The sequence below is a fragment of the Mesorhizobium sp. CA16 genome, from assembly GCF_020165175.1.
Lineage (GTDB): Bacteria > Pseudomonadota > Alphaproteobacteria > Rhizobiales > Rhizobiaceae > Mesorhizobium.
The window spans coordinates 22,531-39,734 of the sequence record NZ_JAIUHP010000008.1; the positions used below are offsets into that span (position 1 = coordinate 22,531).

The following is a 17,204-nucleotide window of genomic DNA, read 5'->3' on the forward strand; positions in this document are numbered from 1 at the left end:
CAGGGACAGCGATTTTGTCAGTCGCAGTCTCGGGAGGTTTGCGATGGAACAAGTTCGAAACCTGACCCCGGCCCCTATGTCGGGCATCATTGCATCCAGCGTCTATTCGGGCGGCAAGCGCATTGCCGACATCGCCATCGAACAGGCCGGCGAATGGGCGGCAAAACCCGGTCATGTCGTCTGGATCGGCCTGCTCGAGCCCGATCGCAACCTGCTGCTCCGGGTGCAGGCGCAATTTCACTTGCATGATTTGGCGATCGAGGATGCCGAGCATCCGCATGCGCGCCCGAAGATCGAGCAATATGGCGACGCCCTCTTCATCGTTGCCCGCACCGCGCAATTGATCGACGGCCGTGTCACTTTCGGCGAGACGCATCTGTTCGTCGGCGCCGGCTATATTGTCAGCGTCCGGCACGGCCCGTCGACCTCTTACGCCGCCGTGCGCCAGCACTGGGAGAGCTGCCCGCATTCGCTCGCCAAAGGCGAGGATTTCGTCCTCTACGCCATCCTCGACTTCATCGTCGACAACTACATGCCGGTGCTGGAGCAGATCGAGGACGAGGTCGAGGCGATCGAGGACAAGGTGCTTCTGAAGCCGATGACCGGTTCCGATATCGAGCGGCTTTACATGCTGCGCCGCGATCTGCTGCGGCTGCGCAATGCGGCGCTGCCGCTGGTCGAGGTCTGCCGTCGGCTGACAAGCGCCGACCTGCCGCAGATACATGCCGCCATGCATCCGCTGTTTCGCGACGTGACCGACCACATCCGCACCGTGCAGGAAAAGATCGACTCGCTGCGCGAGGTTCTGGCCTTCGCTTTCGAAGCCAGTCTGCTGGTCGGGCAGAGCCAGGAAACCGCAATATCCAAGAAGCTCGCCTCATGGGCCGCCATCCTGGCGGTGCCCACGGCCTTCGCCGGCATCTACGGCATGAACTTCTCCGACATGCCGGAACTGAAGATGGAATACGGCTATCCGGCCGTCCTGGTGGCGATCGCGCTCATCTGCGCGTTCCTGTACTGGCGGTTCAAGAAGAATGGATGGCTGTGAAATAGGGAAGTAGGGCAGTAAGGGAATAGGGAGCGAGTAGCGAATAGGGAGTAGCGAGTAGGGGAAATAAGTTGCCCTTTTCGCGAAACTCTATCCAGTTCTATTCGCTATTCGCTATTCGCTATTCGCTATTCGCTATTCGCTATTCGCTATTCGCTATTCGCTCAACGCGCCCTGCGCCGCTCCCCTGCCGGCTGGAACGCCACCCGGGAATGATACTTGCAATAGGGTCCCGTTTCGGCGGCGTCGTTGCCGCAGAAGTTGAAGTCTTCCGACAGCGGATCGCCGTTCGGCCATTTGCAGGTGCGTTCGGTCAGCTCGACGAGCTGCAGATGCCGCGAGATCGGCACGACCACGTTCTCGACCGGTCGGATGTAGTGGCGCGCGACCGGCTCGGCGTCGAACTGCACCTGCAGCGCGGTGGCGCCGATGGTGGTGGTCACGTGACGCGTGGCACTCGCGGCGCGGGTCACCGATTTCTGCATCGAGGCGCCTTGCGTCGCCTTCTTCTGGCGCGCCGGAGCGGCCGTTGCGCGGCCGCGGCCCGACAGCTTCAGGCGATGCACCTTGCCGATGACGGCGTTGCGGCTCACCCCGCCGAGCTGTGCGGCGATCTGGCTGGCGCTCAGACCCTCCGACCACAATTTCCTGAGAAGTTCGACCCGCTCGTCAGTCCAGTTCATGAGACCGCGCTCCTGCTGAGGCGTACGGCAGTCAGAATCCTTTCCCGCCCCCGGCTCTCGCCGGGCAAACAACACCACATATACCGGGTGATTAGGTCCGCCGCACGAAATCTAGTTATTTCTCGACTACAAATACCTTATGCGCTGACTCGGTGACAAGAGTCCCCAGGGCAACACGATTCGGTTTTTTCGGTTTTCCCCAACTTGCCGGCCTACTTATGAACCGGCGTGGCGTCAGGGGCTTGCCACGCGCTTCTGCGTGACGTTTTCGTTGACTTCATGGCCGAAAAACATGATAAGCCGCAAAGGCCGCCGCATTGGCGGCTTTTTTGATTTCCGGTTCCGGAGACGCATATAATGAGCGGTTCGGCGCTTTACGAGACCTTTGCCCGCGCACCCCTGGCGTTCGACCGTGGGGAGGGGACCTGGCTGGTCACCGACAAGGGCGAGCGATATCTCGACTTCGCCGGCGGCATCGCGGTGAATTCGCTGGGCCACAGCCATCCGCATCTGGTCGCGGCGCTCACCGGGCAGGCCGCCAAGCTGTGGCACGTCTCCAACCTCTATGAGATCCCGGAACAGCGCCGGCTGGGCGAGCGGCTGACTGAGGCGACCTTTGCAGACAAGGTGTTCTTCACCAATTCCGGTGCCGAGGCACTGGAATGCGCCATCAAGACGGCCAGGCGCTATCAATTCGTCAAGGGCCGTCCCGAGCGCTTCCGCATCATCACCTTCGAGGGTGCCTTTCACGGCCGCACGCTGGCGACGATCGCCGCCGGCGGCCAGTACAAATACCTCGAAGGCTTCGGCCCGAAGGTCGAGGGATTCGACCAGGTGGCTTTCGACGACATCGACGCCGCTGAAAAGGCGATCACGCCGGAGACCGCGGCGATCCTGATCGAGCCGGTGCAAGGCGAGGGCGGCATACGCCCGGTGCCGACGCAATCGCTGAAGCGGCTGCGGCAACTCTGCGACAAGCACGGCCTGCTTTTGATCTTCGACGAGGTCCAGTGCGGCATCGGCCGCACCGGCAAGCTGTTCGCACATGAATGGTCAGGCGTCACGCCCGATCTGATGGCGATCGCCAAGGGCATCGGCGGCGGCTTCCCGATGGGCGCCTGCCTTGCCACCGACGAGGCGGCGACCGGCATGACGGCCGGCGTGCACGGCACGACCTTCGGCGGCAATCCGCTGGCGATGGCCGTCGGCAACGCCGTGCTCGACGTGGTGCTGGCCGGCGGCTTCCTCGAGGACGTGCAGCGCAAGGCGCTGCTTCTGAAGCAGGGCCTTGCGGCGGTGGCCGATGAATTCCCCGACGTCATCGAGGGCATCAGGGGAACCGGCCTTATGCTCGGCCTGAAATGCGCCATGCCCAACGCCAAGGTGAATATGGCGCTGCGCGACCAGCACCTGCTTGCCGTGCCGGCGGGCGACAACGTCATCCGCCTCCTGCCGCCGCTCACCGTCACCGACGAGGAGATCGGCGAGGCGCTGGAGCGCATTCGCGGCGGCGCCAAGCGCCTGACCGACGCGATTGCCGCCGAAGCCGCCAAATAATTTCTGGAACCTGCCGATGAGTGTTCGCCACTTCACCGATCTGTCCGCCGTTTCCGCGGGCGACCTGCGCATCATGCTTGACGACGCGGTGGCGCGAAAGACCAGGCTCAAGGCGGGTGAGCGTTCAAAACCGCTCGATGGCAAGGTGCTGGCCATGATCTTCGACAAGCCGTCGACGCGCACGCGCGTGTCCTTCGATGTCGGCATGCGCCAGCTCGGCGGCGAGACCATCATGTTGACCGGCACCGAGATGCAGCTCGGCCGTTCGGAGACCATCGCCGACACGGCGAAAGTGCTGTCGCGCTATGTCGACGCCATCATGATCCGCACCACCTCGCACGACCGGCTGCTGGAGCTCACCGAGAACGCCACCGTTCCGGTCATCAACGGGCTGACCGACGACACGCATCCCTGCCAGCTCATGGCCGACATCATGACCTTTGAGGAGCATCGCGGTCCGGTGTCCGGCAAGACCTTCGCCTGGACCGGCGACGGCAACAATGTGCTGCATTCGCTCCTGGAGGCCTCGGCGCGGTTTAGCTTCAACCTCAATGTCGCGGTGCCGGAAGGCAGCGAGCCTTTCGAGAAATATGTCGACTGGTCGAAAGCCAATGGCGGCAAGGTCCGGTTTTCCAGGTCCGCCGAGGAAGCCGTCGACCAGGCCGACTGCGTCGTTACCGACAGCTGGGTCTCCATGGGCCAGGAGCATCGCGCCCGCGGCCACAACGTCTTCCTGCCCTATCAGGTCAATGCGGCGCTGATGGCGAAAGCCAAGCCCGATGCATTGTTCATGCACTGCCTGCCGGCGCATCGCGGTGAGGAGGTCACCGACGAGGTGATCGACGGCCCGCATTCGGTGGTCTTCGACGAGGCCGAGAACCGGCTGCACGCCCAGAAGGCGGTGCTGGCCTGGTGTCTGGGCGCGTGAGAAGGGCTGGACCTGACCGCTTCCGGCCCGATCGGGCTCGACTTGATCTGGGGACATGTGATGCCTATTTGCGGGCCATCACGTAAATCGAACGCGCTTCGACGCATGCGGCTCACCGGGCGGCATGGCTGCGCCCCGGAGTATTGTCATGCTGGAAACCCAGACCTTGGCTGAGCATAAACCCCAACTCGGTGAATTCGGCTTTGCCGGCGACGATCACGTCGTGCCTTACGAGGTCGCGCCGCTCGATGTGCGCGGCCGCACCGTGCAGCTTGGGCCGATGCTCGACGCTATCTTGAGCCGCCACGATTACCCCGAGCCGGTCGCCCGCCTGCTGGCGGAAGCCTGCGTGCTCACCGTGCTGCTCGGCACTTCGCTGAAGTTCGAAGGCAAGTTCATTCTGCAGACCCGCACCGACGGTCCGGTCGACATGCTGGTGGCCGATTTCACCACGCCGCATGCGCTGCGCGCCTATGCGCGCTTCGATGCCGACCGGCTGCAGGCGCTGACCGCCGCCGGCGAGACCTCGCAGCAGACGCTGCTCGGCGACGGCGTCTTGGCCTTGACGATCGACCAGGGCGCGCATACGCAGCGCTACCAGGGCATCGTCCAGCTCGACGGCACCTCGCTCGAGGATGCCGCGCGCACCTATTTCCGGCAGTCGGAGCAGATCCCGACCGATATCAAGATGTCGGTCGCCAAGCTGGTCACGCCCGGCCCAGCCGGCGCGCGCGAGCAGTGGCGCGCCGGCGGCATCCTGGCGCAATTCCTGCCGCGATCGCCGGAGCGCATGCGCGTTCCCGATATTTCCGGCGGCGACGGCGATCCGCGTGACGTTGCGGACCAGCCGGCCGACAATTCCTGGCAGGAGTTGCTGGCGCTGCTCGGCACGATCGAGCCGACCGAGTTGATCGACCCGACAGTGGGCGCCGAGCGATTGCTCTACCGGCTGTTCCACGAACACGGCGTGCGCGTTTTCCGCGGCGTCCCTGTCGCCGACCAGTGCTCCTGCTCGCGCGACAAGATCCGCGGCATTCTCGAAGGCTTTTCGGCTGAGGAGATCAAGGAATCGACCGAGGAGGGCGGCATCCATGTCGCCTGCGAGTTCTGCTCGACCCAATACGACTTCGACCCGGCTGAATTCGCGAAGTGAGCCCTCTTCCTTCTCCCCGTTCCATGGGGAGAAGGTGCCCGAAGGGCGGATGAGGGGCGGCGCCAACGTTGGCGATCATAGCGACACGCTGGCGACGCGGTCGTCCGCCTCAAGGAAAATCTCAGAAGCCCGGCGCCGCCCCTCATTGCCCTGCCGGGCATTTCTCCCCGTGAAACGGGGAGAAAGAGGCTGTCGCCGACGTCTAATTCACCGTGCGCCTTGTCCCTGGCATGTCGAGCGAGAAAGCCGGAATGGCGATATCGAACGTCTCGCCGCGGCCGTTGCGCATCGTGTAGTGGCCGACCATGATGCCTGACGGCGTCGAGAGCGGGCAGCCCGAGGTGTACTGGTAACTGTCGCCGGGATTGAGTTCCGGCTGGTCGCCGACGACGCCGGCGCCGCGCACCTCCTCGACCCGGCCCTGACCGTCGGTGATGTGCCAGTAGCGCGACACAAGCTGCACGAACTCGTCGGAGCGGTTGTCGATCGTCACCTGATAGCCCCAGACATAGCGGTTCTCGGACGGATCGGAGCGGTCCTCCAGATAGAAGGGCCTGACCAGCACTTCGATGTTGCGCGTCACTGCGCGATACATGGGCCACTCCGGTTGCCGCCGCGGAAAATATGTCACGCTCCGCTCTTGATAAACGCAGCGCCGACCATCCTGCCAGCCTTGTAAGTGCAGGTGCCGAAAAACAATGTCATTTAGGTGACACATGACAATGTTGGTGTGCACAAACCGTGCCGGGCGACTCGGGCGCTCTGTAACAGTTGAAACGGCCGCGTGCGGCCTAAAGCAATTCCAGGAAAGCGCGAGCGGTTAGGCTCGGCGCCTTCGCCGTAGCCTTCCGTCCGGAATTGCGTGAAAACAAGGAGATGGAGTGGGTCGCCGTTTGCGTGAAACGGTGAAACTCTCTATCGGGGGTGACCAGATCTCGATGGAACTGACTATCGCAGCCGGCCTGGCTTCGTCAGCGCTTCTTTCCTTCAATCTCGCCAGCATCCTGCTCGCCTCGTCGCGGCTGAAGCGGCGGCATGTCATCGCGCCGCCCTCCAGCGCGCGGCCGCCGGTCTCCATCATCGTGCCGTCGCGTGGCGTCGAGCCGTTCACGCCGGAGACCTTGCAGCGCGCCTTCTCGCTCGATTGGCCGCGCTACGAGCTGATCTTCTGCGTCGCGCATGCCGAAGACCCGGTGGTCAAGCTGATCGATGCGGCGATCGCGCGCCACCCCAAAATTCCTGCGCGGCTGCTGATCGGCGACGATCGCGTCAGCGCCAATCCCAAGCTCAACAACTGCGTCAAGGGCTGGCAGGCGGCGAGACACGATTGGGTGATCCTCGCCGATTCCAACGTGCTGATGCCGAGAGACTATGTCCAGCACCTGATGGCGGCATGGCGGCCGGATACCGGCCTCGTCTGCTCGACGCCGATCGGCTCGCGGCCGGACGGGTTTTGGGCCGAAGTCGAATGCGCCTTCCTCAACACGCTGCAGGCGCGCTGGCAGTATGCCGGCGAGGCGCTTGGCCTTGGCTTCGCCCAGGGCAAAAGCATGCTGTGGAACAAGCCGATGCTCGATGCCAATGGCGGTATTCAGGCCTTGGCCGCCGAAGTCGCCGAGGACGCGGCGGCCACCAAGCTGGTCAACGGCCTGGGGCTCAATGTCAACCTCGTCGCCTCGCCATTCGAGCAGCCGCTCGGCCAGCGCAGGCTCGCCGAGGTCTGGTCGCGCCAGACGCGCTGGGCGCGGCTGCGGCGGGTTACCTTTCCGCTGTTCTTCGCGCCGGAGATCCTGACTGGCGCTGCGGTGCCGCTGCTGCTGGCGCTGATTGCGGCGGCAAGCGCCGGCGTCAGCCTGCCCACGACGGCCTTGGGCGTGCTGGCGATCGCCTACCTGCCGGAATGGCTGCTGGCCTTTGCGAAGGGCTGGTACCTGTCGCCGCGCAGCATAACCGCGATGATCGTGCGCGATGCCCTGCTGCCGGCCATCTGGGCGCGCGCCTGGTTCGGCGGCGCCGTCGAATGGCGCGGCAACGCCATGACCATCCGCACCAAGGCGATGACCGAGCTGGAGGAGCTCGCCTAGAGCAATTCCAGGAAAAGTGTGAAACGGTTTTCCGTCCGGAATTGCGGCTCTGGAAGGCTCCGGCCGCGGCGTTCTCAGCGTTCTATTTTGCTGCCTTCAGCGCCTGTTCGACGTCTTCCAGCAGATCGTCGCTGTCCTCCAGGCCGACGGAGAGCCTCAGCGTGCCTGGCCCGATGCCGAGCTCGGCGCGGGCCTCGTCGCTCAGGTTCTTGTGCGTCGTCGTCGCCGGATGGGTGATCAGGCTCTTGGCGTCACCGAGATTGTTCGAGATCAGCACGATGTCGAGCGCGTTCTGGAAGGCAAAGGCCGCCTGCTTGCCGCCCTTGACGTCGAGGCAGATCAGCGTCGAGCCTCCCGACATTTGCTTCTTGACGATATCCGCTTGCGGATGATCGGCGCGGCCCGGATAGATGACGCGGGCGATCTCCGGCCGCTCGGCCAGGAAATCGGCGATCTTGCCGGCGCTCTCGGTCTGCTGGCGCACGCGTAGCGGCAGCGTCTCCAGGCCTTTGAGCAGCGTCCAGGCGTTGAAGGGTGACAGGCTCGGGCCGGTGTGGCGGAAATAGTCGTGAAGGTTCTCGTCGATCCACTTCTTGTCAGACAGGATGACGCCGCCCAGGCAGCGGCCCTGGCCATCTATATGCTTGGTCGCCGAATAGACGACGACATGGGCGCCGAGCAGCAAGGGCTTCTGCTGCAGCGGCGTGGCGAAGACATTGTCGACGATCAGCCTGGCGCCGATCGAATTGGCGAGCCTGGCGACGGCGGCGATGTCGACCACCTCCAGCGTCGGGTTGGTCGGGCTTTCCAGGAAGAACAGCTTGGTGTTCGGCCTTACCGCCTTTTCCCAATTGGCGATGTCGGTGCCGTCGACCAGCGTCGCCTGGATGCCGTAGCGCGGCGCCAGCGTCTCGACCACCCAGCGGCAGGAGCCAAACAGGGCGCGTGCCGCCACGATATGATCTCCGGCTTTGGCGCTGCAGAGCAGCGCGGCGGTTACTGCGGCCATGCCGGAAGCGGTGGCGCGGGCATCCTCGGCGCCTTCGAGCGCGCACATGCGCTTTTCGAACATGTCGACGGTCGGGTTGGCGTAGCGCGAATAGATGAAGCCCGGCTCCTCGCCCTTGAAGCGGGCTTCCGCCGCTTGCGCCGTCTCGTAGACATAGCCTTGGGTGAGATACATCGCCTCGGATGTCTCGCCGAAACCGGAACGCAACGTTCCGCCATGCACGAGTGCCGTCTGAGGTTTCCAGTTGCGCTTCTTGGTGCTCATAGCCCTGCTTTCAGACACAAAAAAACCGGCCGCGAAGTCGCAACCGGTCCATATAGCCTTGCGGCTCGACGGTCCTTTAGCGACTTATTTAACGTGGCTGCAAGCCGACCGGCCAAATCACCACGGGATAACGACCCTTTAGACCCGCGCCGCGCTTGCGTCAATTGCCGGCTTCATTAAGAGGTTTGTACCGGCCGGGCGGCAAGAGCCTGCTTAGATCCTCGCCCGGCCTTGTGAACGGAGCCAGCCTTTGCGGCAAACAGGCATTCTTCCGGATCAGGACATCGCAGCGCTGTTCGAGGCCAAGGCGCTGAAGTCGCCGCGCGCGCTGGACGCCGACCAGATCCAGCCGGCCAGCCTCGATCTAAGGCTCGGCGACAAGGCGTTTCGCGTGCGTGCCTCGTTCCTGCCGGGTCCGGATCATCGGGTCGTCGACAAGCTCGAGCGGCTGAAGCTGCACGAGATCAGCCTTGCCGAGGGCGCGGTGCTGGAAACCGGCTGCGTCTATATCGTGCCGCTGCTCGAAAGCCTGGCGCTGCCGGCGAACGTATCCGCCTCGGCCAATCCGAAGAGCTCGACCGGCCGCCTCGACATCTTCACGCGCGTCATGACCGATCGCGGCCATGAGTTCGACAAGATTGCCGCCGGCTACCGCGGGCCGCTCTACCTCGAGGTCAGCCCGCGCACCTTCCCGATCGTCGTGCGCGCCGGCTCGCGGCTGTCACAGATCCGCTTCCGCACCGGCAACGCGGTGCTCTCGGAGAATGAGCTGCGCGACCTTCACCGCGCCGAGATGCTGGTCGCCACCGAGCCGCCCAATATTTCAGGCGGCGGCATCGCGCTCTCCATCGATCTCGATGGCGACAAGGACGGCCTTGTCGGCTATCGCGGCAAGCACCACACCGGCCTGGTCGACGTCGACAAGCGTGCCGCGCAGGATGTCGTCGATTTCTGGGAGCCGATCTACAAGAGCGGCGCCGGCGAACTGGTGCTCGATCCGGACGAATTCTATATCTTGGTCAGCCGAGAAGCTGTGCACGTGCCGCCGCTCTATGCCGCCGAGATGACACCCTTCGATCCGCTGGTCGGCGAGTTCCGCGTCCATTATGCCGGCTTCTTCGATCCGGGCTTCGGCCACTCCGCCGCCGGCGGCAGCGGTAGCCGCGCGGTGCTTGAAGTGCGCAGCCACGAGGTGCCTTTTATCCTCGACCACGGCCAGATCGTCGGCCGTCTCGTCTACGAGCATATGCTGAAACGCCCGCAGGCGCTTTACGGCACCGAACTCGGCTCGAACTATCAGGCGCAGGGCCTGAAGCTCTCCAAGCATTTTCGGGCAGCGCGGTGAGGTCCAAGTGGGGAGATGTCCGGAAGGGGACGCGCCGTCCCATCTGTTCTTCGTCATTCTAGGGCGGAGCAAGGAGCGAAGCGACGCGCGCAGACCCTAGAATCCATGCCGTGACGCCTGAGCGCCGCCACGGTGCCGAACGCTCACCAGCCAATTCCGCGAGAGAACTCGAACCATTCAGGATGATCTTCTGGAGCCTTGGCCGGTCTTGTGCCCGGGCATGCGGTGGGTAAGGTCATTGGCGACACCGAAATAGCGTGCCACCTTCTGGCTCGCGGTCATGTAAACATAGCCTGTCATGTTGCGATCTTAGCTGGCGCTGCGCCAACGGTTATTCTGGACGGCAGCAGTCTACGCCCAATGTCACGGCATGGATCTAGGGTCTGCGCGCGTCGCTTCGCTCCTTGCTCCGCCCTAGAATGACGAAGTGGAAGAGGCAGCTTCCTTCGCGCCCCTCTGGCCTGCCAGTCACCGGGAGATCGGCGCTACAGCGCCTTCACCGCCACCTTGACCGGCTTCTCGATCTCCAGCGGATTGCGCAGCGGCAGGCCGAAATCCGGCGCCTCGATCTCGAACATATCGCCGGCCTCGGTCCTGATGCCATCGGCGAAGGAGAGCGTCGCGGTGCCGAACATATGCACATGCACGTCGCCCGGCTGGCGGAAGGCCGAATATTTGAAATGGTGGTGCTCGAGATTGGCGATGGTGTGCGACATGTTCGCTTCGCCCGACAGGAACGGCTTTTCCCAGAGCAGCTTGCCGTCGCGCCAGATGCGCGATGCGCCACGGATGTCGGCCGGCAGCTCGCCGATCAGGATTTCGGGGCCAAACGAAGCGTTGCGCAGCTTGGAATGGGCGAGGAACAGATAGTTCACCCGTTCGGTGACGTGGTCGGAGAACTCGTTCGACAGCGTGAAGCCGACGCGGAACGGCGCGCCGTCATCGCCGATGACATAGATGCCGGCGATCTCCGGCTCCTCGCCGCCATCCTGCGCGAAGGCCGGCGACATCAGCGGCGCGCCAGGCGCCACCGCCATCGTGCCGTTGCCCTTGTAGAACCATTCCGGCTGCACGCCGACCTGTCCCTTGGCCGGCTTGCCGCCTTCGAGGCCCATGCGGAACATCTTCATGGAATCGGTGAGTTCCGCCTCGCCGCCCTCGCTGAGCTTCTTGTGCATGGAATCGCGCGTCGCCGCGGAACCGAGATGCGTCAGCCCCGTGCCGGTGAGGTGCAGATGCGCCGGGTCCGGATGGTTGATCGGCGAGACCAGCCTGCCCCTCTTATAGGCGGCATCGAGATCGACCGTCTCGCCATAGCCCTTGCGCTCGATCAATGCCTCGAGGCCCGTGCCTGTCCGCGCGGCCTCCATCGCCAGCGAATAGACGCTGCGCGCGCCGTTGATGACCCTGGTCTTGCCGCCGCCATTGCGGGCGACGACGCGGATCGTCTCGGCGTCGTCGAGGATCTGGGAGATCAGCATGTTTGAACCCTCTCTCATCTTGCCTGGCTGCCCGCGGGCAAACCTTGACCGGCGCGGCGCGGAGAAATCCGTGCCACGGTTGAAATTCTTCGTCCGGATTGCGCTCGCGAGCCCGGTCCTTGCCTGGACTTCTTGGCGCCGACGGGTTGCCGGCAGCTTCGCGATCTGAAACCCGTATGCCTCCTTAAGTCAGGTCTTCAGGCCTTGTTCTTGTTGTAGACGTCGAAGATGACGGCGCCGAGCAGCACCAGGCCTTTCACCACCTGCTGCCAGTCGACATTGACGCCCATGATCGACATGCCGTTGTTCATCACGCCCATGATGAAGCCGCCGACGACGGCACCGATCACCTGTCCGACGCCGCCCATTGCCGAGGCGCCGCCGATGAAGACGGCCGCGATGACGTCGAGCTCGCTGCCGAGACCGGCAGCCGGCACGGCCTGGCCGAGGCGCGCCGCGATGATCAGGCCGCCCAGCGCCGAGAGCACGCCCATATTGATGAAGACCAGCAGGGTCAGCCTTTCGGTGTTGATGCCCGAAAGCTGCGCGGCCTTGGCGTTGCCGCCCATGGCATAGATCCGGCGGCCGATGGTCATGCGCTTGGTGACGAAGACGAACAGCGAGATCAGCACGCCCATCACCAGCAGCACGACCGGCAGGCCCCTGTAGCTGGCGAACTGGAAGACCAGGAACAGCGCCAGCGCGCTGCCCACCAGCGTCTTGACGACGAACAGCGGGAAGGGCTCCGCCTCATAGCCGTGACGCTCGCGCTTGCGCCGCGTCCTGAAGCCGAAATAGGCATAGGCGAGCACCGCGATGAGGCCGAGCACGACCGTCGTCATGTGCAGCGTCAGTCCGCTGCCGACGATCGTCTTGCCGGCGGCATTGACCGCCGGCGGGATCAGCGTCAGCGGGCCGATCACGTCCGGAATGAAGCCGGAACTCAGCGCCTTGAAGCTGTCCGGCAGCGGACCGACCGAGGAGCCACCGCCGAGCAGCGCCTGGCAGATGCCGCGGAAGATCAGCATGCCCGCCAATGTCACGATGAAGCTCGGTATCTTGTGATAGGCGATCCAGTAGCCTTGCGCAGCGCCGATGAGCGCCCCGACGATCAGGCACACGATCGAGACCACCAGCGGATTCGAGAATATCCCAAGCGGCCAGATCACCATCATCATCGCCGCCAGCGCGCCGATGAAGCCGGCGACCGATCCGACGCTGAGGTCGATATAACCGGCGACGATCACCAACAGCATGCCAAGCGCCATCACGATGATGAACGAGTTCTGCTGCACCAGATTGCTGAGATTCACCGGTTTGAACAGCGTTCCCGACGTCGTGTATTGGAAGAACAGCATGATGACGATCAGCGCGATGATCAGGCCGTATTCGCGCAGGTTCGTCGTCAGCGCCGAGACGGCGACGCGCGGACCCTGCTGCTTGACGTCCTCGGCGAGGCCGCTTTGCGGCGCGGGAGCGCTTTCTGTGCTCATGATGCTTTTCCTTCTCCGCGAACGATGGCGCGCATGATTTTTTCCTGGCTTGCGTCGCTTGCAGCCATTTCGCCGACTATACGCCCTTCGTTCATCACATAGATACGGTCGGAGATACCGAGCAGTTCGGGCATTTCCGACGAGATGACGATGATCGCTTTGCCCTCGGCGGCAAGGCGCGCGATGATTGTATAGATTTCGTACTTCGCGCCGACGTCAATGCCGCGGGTCGGCTCGTCGAGGATCAAAACCTCCGGATCGGCGAACAGCCATTTCGACAGCACGACTTTTTGCTGGTTGCCGCCCGAGAGGTTGCCGGTCAGCTGGTAGACGCTGGAGGCGCGGATGTTGGTCTTCTTGCGGTAGTCGTTGGCGACGCTCATCTCGCGCATGTCATCGATGACGCCGCGGCTGGAAACGCCGGAGAGGTTGGCCAAAGTCACATTGTGCTTGATGTGGTCGATGAGGTTGAGGCCGTAGGTCTTGCGGTCTTCGGTGACATAGGCGATGCCGCTCGCCACAGCCTTGCTCACCGATGAGAGGTCGATAGGCTTGCCGTGCAGCGACACCTCTCCGCTGATGTGCCGGCCGTAGGAGCGTCCGAAAAGGCTCATCGCGAATTCGGTCCGGCCGGCGCCCATCAGCCCGGCGATACCGACAACCTCGCCCTTGCGCACATTGAGGTTGATGTTCTTGATCACCTGCCGCTCGGCATGGATCGGGTGGTAAACCGACCAGTCCTTCACCTCGAAGATGACGTCGCCGATCTTCGGCTCGCGCGGCGGGTAGCGGTCGTCGAGCGAGCGGCCGACCATCGAGGTGATGATGCGGTCTTCCGAGATGTCCTTCCTCGGCAAGGTCTCGATGGTGCGCCCGTCGCGGATCACCGTCACCTTGTCGGCGACGCGGTTCACCTCGTTGAGCTTGTGCGAGATCAGGATCGAGGTCATGCCCTGGCGCTTGAACTCGAGCAGAAGGTCGAGCAGCGCCTGGCTGTCCTTCTCGCTGAGCGAGGCCGTCGGCTCGTCGAGGATAAGGAGCTTCACTTCCTTGCTCAGCGCCTTGGCGATCTCGACCAGCTGCTGCTTGCCGACGCCGATATTGGTGATGAGCGTCTTGGGGTCTTCCTTGAGCCCGACCTTCTTGAGAAGGGCGCCGGTACGCGTCTCGTTGGCGTCCCAGTCGATGACGCCGTAGGTGGCGTGCTCGTTGCCAAGGAAGATGTTTTCCGTGATCGACAGCATCGGCACCAGGGCAAGCTCCTGGTGGATGATGACGATGCCGATATGCTCGCTGTCGTGAATGCCTTTGAAATTGCATTCCTGGCCGCGGAAGATGATCTGGCCCTCATAGGTGCCGGATGGATAGACGCCCGACAGCACCTTCATCAGTGTCGACTTGCCGGCGCCGTTCTCGCCGACGACGGCGTGGATCTCACCTTCCTCGACGCTGAGATTGACGTTCGACAACGCCTTCACGCCGGGGAACGTCTTGGTGATGTCGCGCATCTCCAAAATCGTCGAGGCCATCAGGATCTGCTCCCTGGCGCAGGCCTTCCACTCGCGGAAAGCGTCTTGCGCGAAATCAACATGCCACAGTTTCGCTCATGCCTTGGCGGCATATGGCGCTGCGGTAGCCGGCAAAAACAATACCGGGGTCGCTTGCGAACGAAAAGGGGCCCTGCAGTCGCGCAGGACCCCTTCCTTTGAGACCGGATTACTTCAGCTCTTCAGCCTTGATGTAGCCGGAGTCGACGACCAGTTCCTTGTAGTTCGACTTGTCGACCTCATGCGGCGTCAACAGGATCGAGGGAACGACCTTGACGTCGTTGTTGTAGGTCTTGGTGTCGAGGCCGTCCGGCTTGCCGCCGGAGAGCACCTTGTCGACCAGCTGCACGGTGGCCTTGGCCAGCTCGCGGGTGTCCTTGAACACGGTCGAGTACTGCTCGCCCGAGATGATCAGCTTGACCGAGGCGGTCTCGGCGTCCTGGCCGGTCACGATCGGCCAAGGCTGGGCTTCCGTGCCGTAGCCGACGGCGCGCAGCGAGGCGGTGATGCCGCGCGACAGGCCGTCATAGGGAGACAGAACGCCGTCGACGCGGCTGCCGTCCGAGTAGTTGGCCGAGAGCAGGTTGTCCATGCGCGCCTGGGCGGTGGCGGCAAGCCAACGCAGGGTGCCGACCTTGTCCATGCCCATCTGGCCGGACTTGATCTTGATCGAGCCGTCGTCGATCAGCGGCTGCAGGACCGACATGGCGCCGTTGTAGAAGAAGAAGGCGTTGTTGTCGTCCGGCGAGCCACCGAACAGCTCCACGTTCCACGGCTTGGTGTTCGGGAAGCGCTCCTTGAGGCCCTTGACCAGCGAGTTCGCCTGGATCACACCGACGCCGAAATTGTCGAAGGTGGTGTAGTAGTCGACATTCGGGGTCTTCTTGATCAGGCGGTCATAGGCGATGGTGACGACGCCGGCATCATTGGCCTTCTGCAGCGCGTCGGCCATGGTGGTGCCGTCGATCGAAGCGATGATCAGCGCCTTCGGGCCTTTGGTGATTTCGTTTTCCAGCTGGCTGAGCTGGTTCGGGATGTCGTCCTGCGCATATTGCAGGTCGACGGTGTAGCCGAGCGCTTCGAGCTGGGACTTGACGGCGTCGCCGTCGTTGATCCAGCGCTGCGAGGTCTTGGTCGGCATCAGCACGCCGACGAGACCCTTGTCGGCGGCGTGCGCCGAATAGGTCGTGGCGGCAATGCCAAGGGCCGCGATGGCGGCCAGCGTCTTGATGATCTTCACGATTACTCTCCCTGGTTGATGGACGCGACACCTCGGGGCTTCGCGGGCCGCGCAGTCGAGCAGGTGCGCTGGCGCGCCACTGTCGGCTTTATCGATCTCCGGTATCCTCCCAATCGGCCCCGCGGCGCAGTTTTCAATCGATACGATTTCACTCGTCGCCGACCCCTGCGCATCGGAACGCGCGGAGGGTGGGTCGCTTTGACATAACTGTCAAATGCGATCTTTGCTGGTTGCTATATCGATACTGGTATGGCTTAAGCGATCGATAGAAACCGGCACAGGAGACCGAAAACCATGGCGGCGTTGCGCGATCCCGATGCGATTTCAGGTGGTTACGAGAAATTGCCGGGAGATGGCGAGACGCTGCTGCGCAGTGGGCTCAGTCTTCGCCACATGCGCATGATTGCCGCCTTGGACGATCACGGGCGGGTGAGCGCCGCCGCCCAGGTCATGAACATCTCCCAGCCGGCCGCCTCGCGCATGATCGCCGAGATGGAAGCGGTGCTCGACGTGAAGTTGTGCGAGCGGCTGCCGCGCGGCGTGACGCTGACCCCCTACGGCCAGGCGCTCGCCCGGCGCGCCCGCTCCATCCTGCTCGAGATGCGGGAGGCCGATCGTGAGATTTCCGAGCTCAAGGCCGGCAAGGGCGGCTCCGTATTCCTCGGCGCGGTCACGGCGCCGGCGATCGAACTGGCCGTGCCGGCGATCCGTGAGATCCGCCGCATCTATCCGCGCATCGAGATCACCATGCAGGTCGAGACCTCGAACGTGCTGGCCCGCGAGCTGATCGCCTCGCGCCACGACTTCATCATCGCCCGCATCCCTGACGATCTCAATCCGCGGCTCTTCGAATCGCGCGTCATCGGCGTCGAGAAGGCCTGCCTCATCGTGCGCCGCGGCCACCCGCTGGCGAGCGGCAAGATGGTGCGGCTGGAAGATACCGCGGCCTATGACTGGGTGTTCCAGTCCGGCGGCTCGCCGCTGCGCCAGGCGATGGAAAGCAACTTTTTGAACCGCGACATTCCGCTGCCCGACCGCATCCTCAACACCTCTTCGCTGCTGCTCACCTTGGTGATGGTGGCGCAGTCCGACGCCATCGCACCGGTCTCGATCCAGGTCGCCAAGTTCATCCAGGGCGGCGATGGGCTGGCCGGCGCCATCGATGTCGTGCAGACCGAGTTCGACATCGAGGTTCGACCTTACAGCCTGATCACGGTCAGGAACCGCGCGCTCTCGCCCGCCGCCAAGATGCTGCACGACTTCATTTTGCGCGAGGTGGGCTAATGGAACGAGAAAGCTACTTGCACGTTCAAACCGATCGGTCGCTCCCTGGAGCCCGTTGCGGGTGAGGAAGGGCTGCCGTGCCCAACAG

15 protein-coding genes and 1 riboswitch are annotated in these 17,204 nt (G+C 63.6%); of the genes, 7 read left to right on the plus strand and 8 right to left on the minus strand.

Annotation, left to right across the window (positions count from 1 at the left end):
- Positions 1-43 precede the first annotated feature (43 nt).
- Positions 44-1,048 carry a magnesium and cobalt transport protein CorA gene (locus LB525_RS13345; protein WP_095765898.1) on the plus strand — a complete coding sequence of 335 codons (1,005 nt, stop codon included), beginning with the start codon at positions 44-46 and terminating at the stop codon, positions 1,046-1,048.
- A gap of 164 nt (positions 1,049-1,212) precedes the next feature.
- Here the strand turns inward: LB525_RS13345 and LB525_RS13350 are convergent, their stop codons facing one another.
- The gene (locus LB525_RS13350) at positions 1,213-1,731 is read right to left on the minus strand and encodes a GcrA family cell cycle regulator (RefSeq protein WP_095765897.1); all 519 of its coding nucleotides are present in this window, start codon (positions 1,729-1,731) and stop codon (positions 1,213-1,215) included.
- Positions 1,732-2,088: 357 nt separating this feature from the next.
- On the opposite strand from LB525_RS13350, the gene LB525_RS13355 reads away from it, so the two are divergent.
- The 3 genes from LB525_RS13355 to LB525_RS13365 all read left to right on the plus strand — a co-directional run bounded on the left by LB525_RS13355 (position 2,089) and on the right by LB525_RS13365 (position 5,369).
- Complete coding sequence (locus LB525_RS13355; protein WP_140845698.1) at positions 2,089-3,288, plus strand: aspartate aminotransferase family protein; 1,200 nt, start codon at positions 2,089-2,091, stop codon at positions 3,286-3,288.
- 16 nt (positions 3,289-3,304) lie between these two features.
- Positions 3,305-4,216: an ornithine carbamoyltransferase gene (gene argF / locus LB525_RS13360; protein ID WP_140845699.1), complete on the plus strand. Its 912-nt coding sequence runs from the start codon at positions 3,305-3,307 to the stop codon at positions 4,214-4,216.
- 124 nt (positions 4,217-4,340) lie between these two features.
- Positions 4,341-5,369, plus strand: coding sequence for an Hsp33 family molecular chaperone (locus LB525_RS13365; RefSeq protein WP_095765894.1), 1,029 nt, complete (start codon positions 4,341-4,343; stop codon positions 5,367-5,369).
- Between the two features lie 202 nt (positions 5,370-5,571).
- Here the strand turns inward: LB525_RS13365 and apaG are convergent, their stop codons facing one another.
- Positions 5,572-5,964, minus strand: a complete 393-nt coding sequence (gene apaG / locus LB525_RS13370) for a Co2+/Mg2+ efflux protein ApaG (protein WP_095765893.1) — start codon at positions 5,962-5,964, stop codon at positions 5,572-5,574.
- Between the two features lie 343 nt (positions 5,965-6,307).
- On the opposite strand from apaG, the gene LB525_RS13375 reads away from it, so the two are divergent.
- Positions 6,308-7,453 (plus strand): ceramide glucosyltransferase, encoded by a 1,146-nt coding sequence (locus LB525_RS13375; protein ID WP_224544972.1) that lies wholly within the window; start codon positions 6,308-6,310, stop codon positions 7,451-7,453.
- Between the two features lie 82 nt (positions 7,454-7,535).
- On the opposite strand, the gene LB525_RS13380 is transcribed toward LB525_RS13375, so the two are convergent.
- Entirely contained in the window at positions 7,536-8,726 is a 1,191-nt protein-coding gene (locus LB525_RS13380) for an O-succinylhomoserine sulfhydrylase (RefSeq protein ID WP_224544973.1), read from the minus strand.
- 56 nt (positions 8,727-8,782) lie between these two features.
- Positions 8,783-8,860: riboswitch (SAM riboswitch) on the minus strand.
- 116 nt (positions 8,861-8,976) lie between these two features.
- Between LB525_RS13380 and LB525_RS13385 the strand changes: the two genes are divergently transcribed.
- Entirely contained in the window at positions 8,977-10,071 is a 1,095-nt protein-coding gene (locus LB525_RS13385) for a 2'-deoxycytidine 5'-triphosphate deaminase (RefSeq protein ID WP_095765890.1), read from the plus strand.
- A gap of 177 nt (positions 10,072-10,248) precedes the next feature.
- On the opposite strand, the gene LB525_RS28555 is transcribed toward LB525_RS13385, so the two are convergent.
- The 5 genes from LB525_RS28555 to chvE all read right to left on the minus strand — a co-directional run bounded on the left by LB525_RS28555 (position 10,249) and on the right by chvE (position 15,832).
- A complete protein-coding gene (locus LB525_RS28555; protein ID WP_263481479.1) occupies positions 10,249-10,371 on the minus strand; it encodes a hypothetical protein in 123 nt (40 codons plus the stop codon).
- A 185-nt stretch (positions 10,372-10,556) separates the two neighbouring features.
- Positions 10,557-11,552 (minus strand): AraD1 family protein, encoded by a 996-nt coding sequence (gene araD1 / locus LB525_RS13390; protein WP_224523445.1) that lies wholly within the window; start codon positions 11,550-11,552, stop codon positions 10,557-10,559.
- Between the two features lie 197 nt (positions 11,553-11,749).
- The gene (mmsB, locus tag LB525_RS13395) at positions 11,750-13,045 is read right to left on the minus strand and encodes a multiple monosaccharide ABC transporter permease (RefSeq protein ID WP_224544974.1); all 1,296 of its coding nucleotides are present in this window, start codon (positions 13,043-13,045) and stop codon (positions 11,750-11,752) included.
- Positions 13,042-14,574 (minus strand): multiple monosaccharide ABC transporter ATP-binding protein, encoded by a 1,533-nt coding sequence (mmsA, locus tag LB525_RS13400; protein WP_224544975.1) that lies wholly within the window; start codon positions 14,572-14,574, stop codon positions 13,042-13,044. The genes mmsB and mmsA overlap by 4 nt, the downstream gene beginning before the upstream one ends.
- Positions 14,575-14,761: 187 nt before the next feature.
- Positions 14,762-15,832, minus strand: coding sequence for a multiple monosaccharide ABC transporter substrate-binding protein (gene chvE / locus LB525_RS13405; RefSeq protein WP_095765887.1), 1,071 nt, complete (start codon positions 15,830-15,832; stop codon positions 14,762-14,764).
- 294 nt (positions 15,833-16,126) lie between these two features.
- Here chvE and LB525_RS13410 point away from each other — a divergent pair, with 294 nt between their 5' ends.
- A complete protein-coding gene (locus tag LB525_RS13410; RefSeq protein WP_224523451.1) occupies positions 16,127-17,116 on the plus strand; it encodes a LysR family transcriptional regulator in 990 nt (329 codons plus the stop codon).
- Positions 17,117-17,204 lie beyond the last annotated feature (88 nt).

What these genes read in the sequence shown, in the direction of transcription:
- LB525_RS13345 (WP_095765898.1), top strand. Translation starts at nt 44, where the DNA reads ATGGAACAAGTTCGAAACCTGACCCCGGCCCCTATGTCGGGCATCATT.
- LB525_RS13350 (WP_095765897.1), bottom strand. Translation starts at nt 1,731, where the DNA reads ATGAACTGGACTGACGAGCGGGTCGAACTTCTCAGGAAATTGTGGTCG.
- LB525_RS13355 (WP_140845698.1), top strand. Translation starts at nt 2,089, where the DNA reads ATGAGCGGTTCGGCGCTTTACGAGACCTTTGCCCGCGCACCCCTGGCG.
- argF (WP_140845699.1), top strand. Translation starts at nt 3,305, where the DNA reads ATGAGTGTTCGCCACTTCACCGATCTGTCCGCCGTTTCCGCGGGCGAC.
- LB525_RS13365 (WP_095765894.1), top strand. Translation starts at nt 4,341, where the DNA reads ATGGCTGCGCCCCGGAGTATTGTCATGCTGGAAACCCAGACCTTGGCT.
- apaG (WP_095765893.1), bottom strand. Translation starts at nt 5,964, where the DNA reads ATGTATCGCGCAGTGACGCGCAACATCGAAGTGCTGGTCAGGCCCTTC.
- LB525_RS13375 (WP_224544972.1), top strand. Translation starts at nt 6,308, where the DNA reads ATGGAACTGACTATCGCAGCCGGCCTGGCTTCGTCAGCGCTTCTTTCC.
- LB525_RS13380 (WP_224544973.1), bottom strand. Translation starts at nt 8,726, where the DNA reads ATGAGCACCAAGAAGCGCAACTGGAAACCTCAGACGGCACTCGTGCAT.
- LB525_RS28555 (WP_263481479.1), bottom strand. Translation starts at nt 10,371, where the DNA reads ATGACAGGCTATGTTTACATGACCGCGAGCCAGAAGGTGGCACGCTAT.
- araD1 (WP_224523445.1), bottom strand. Translation starts at nt 11,552, where the DNA reads ATGCTGATCTCCCAGATCCTCGACGACGCCGAGACGATCCGCGTCGTC.
- mmsB (WP_224544974.1), bottom strand. Translation starts at nt 13,045, where the DNA reads ATGAGCACAGAAAGCGCTCCCGCGCCGCAAAGCGGCCTCGCCGAGGAC.
- mmsA (WP_224544975.1), bottom strand. Translation starts at nt 14,574, where the DNA reads ATGGCCTCGACGATTTTGGAGATGCGCGACATCACCAAGACGTTCCCC.
- LB525_RS13410 (WP_224523451.1), top strand. Translation starts at nt 16,127, where the DNA reads ATGGCGGCGTTGCGCGATCCCGATGCGATTTCAGGTGGTTACGAGAAA.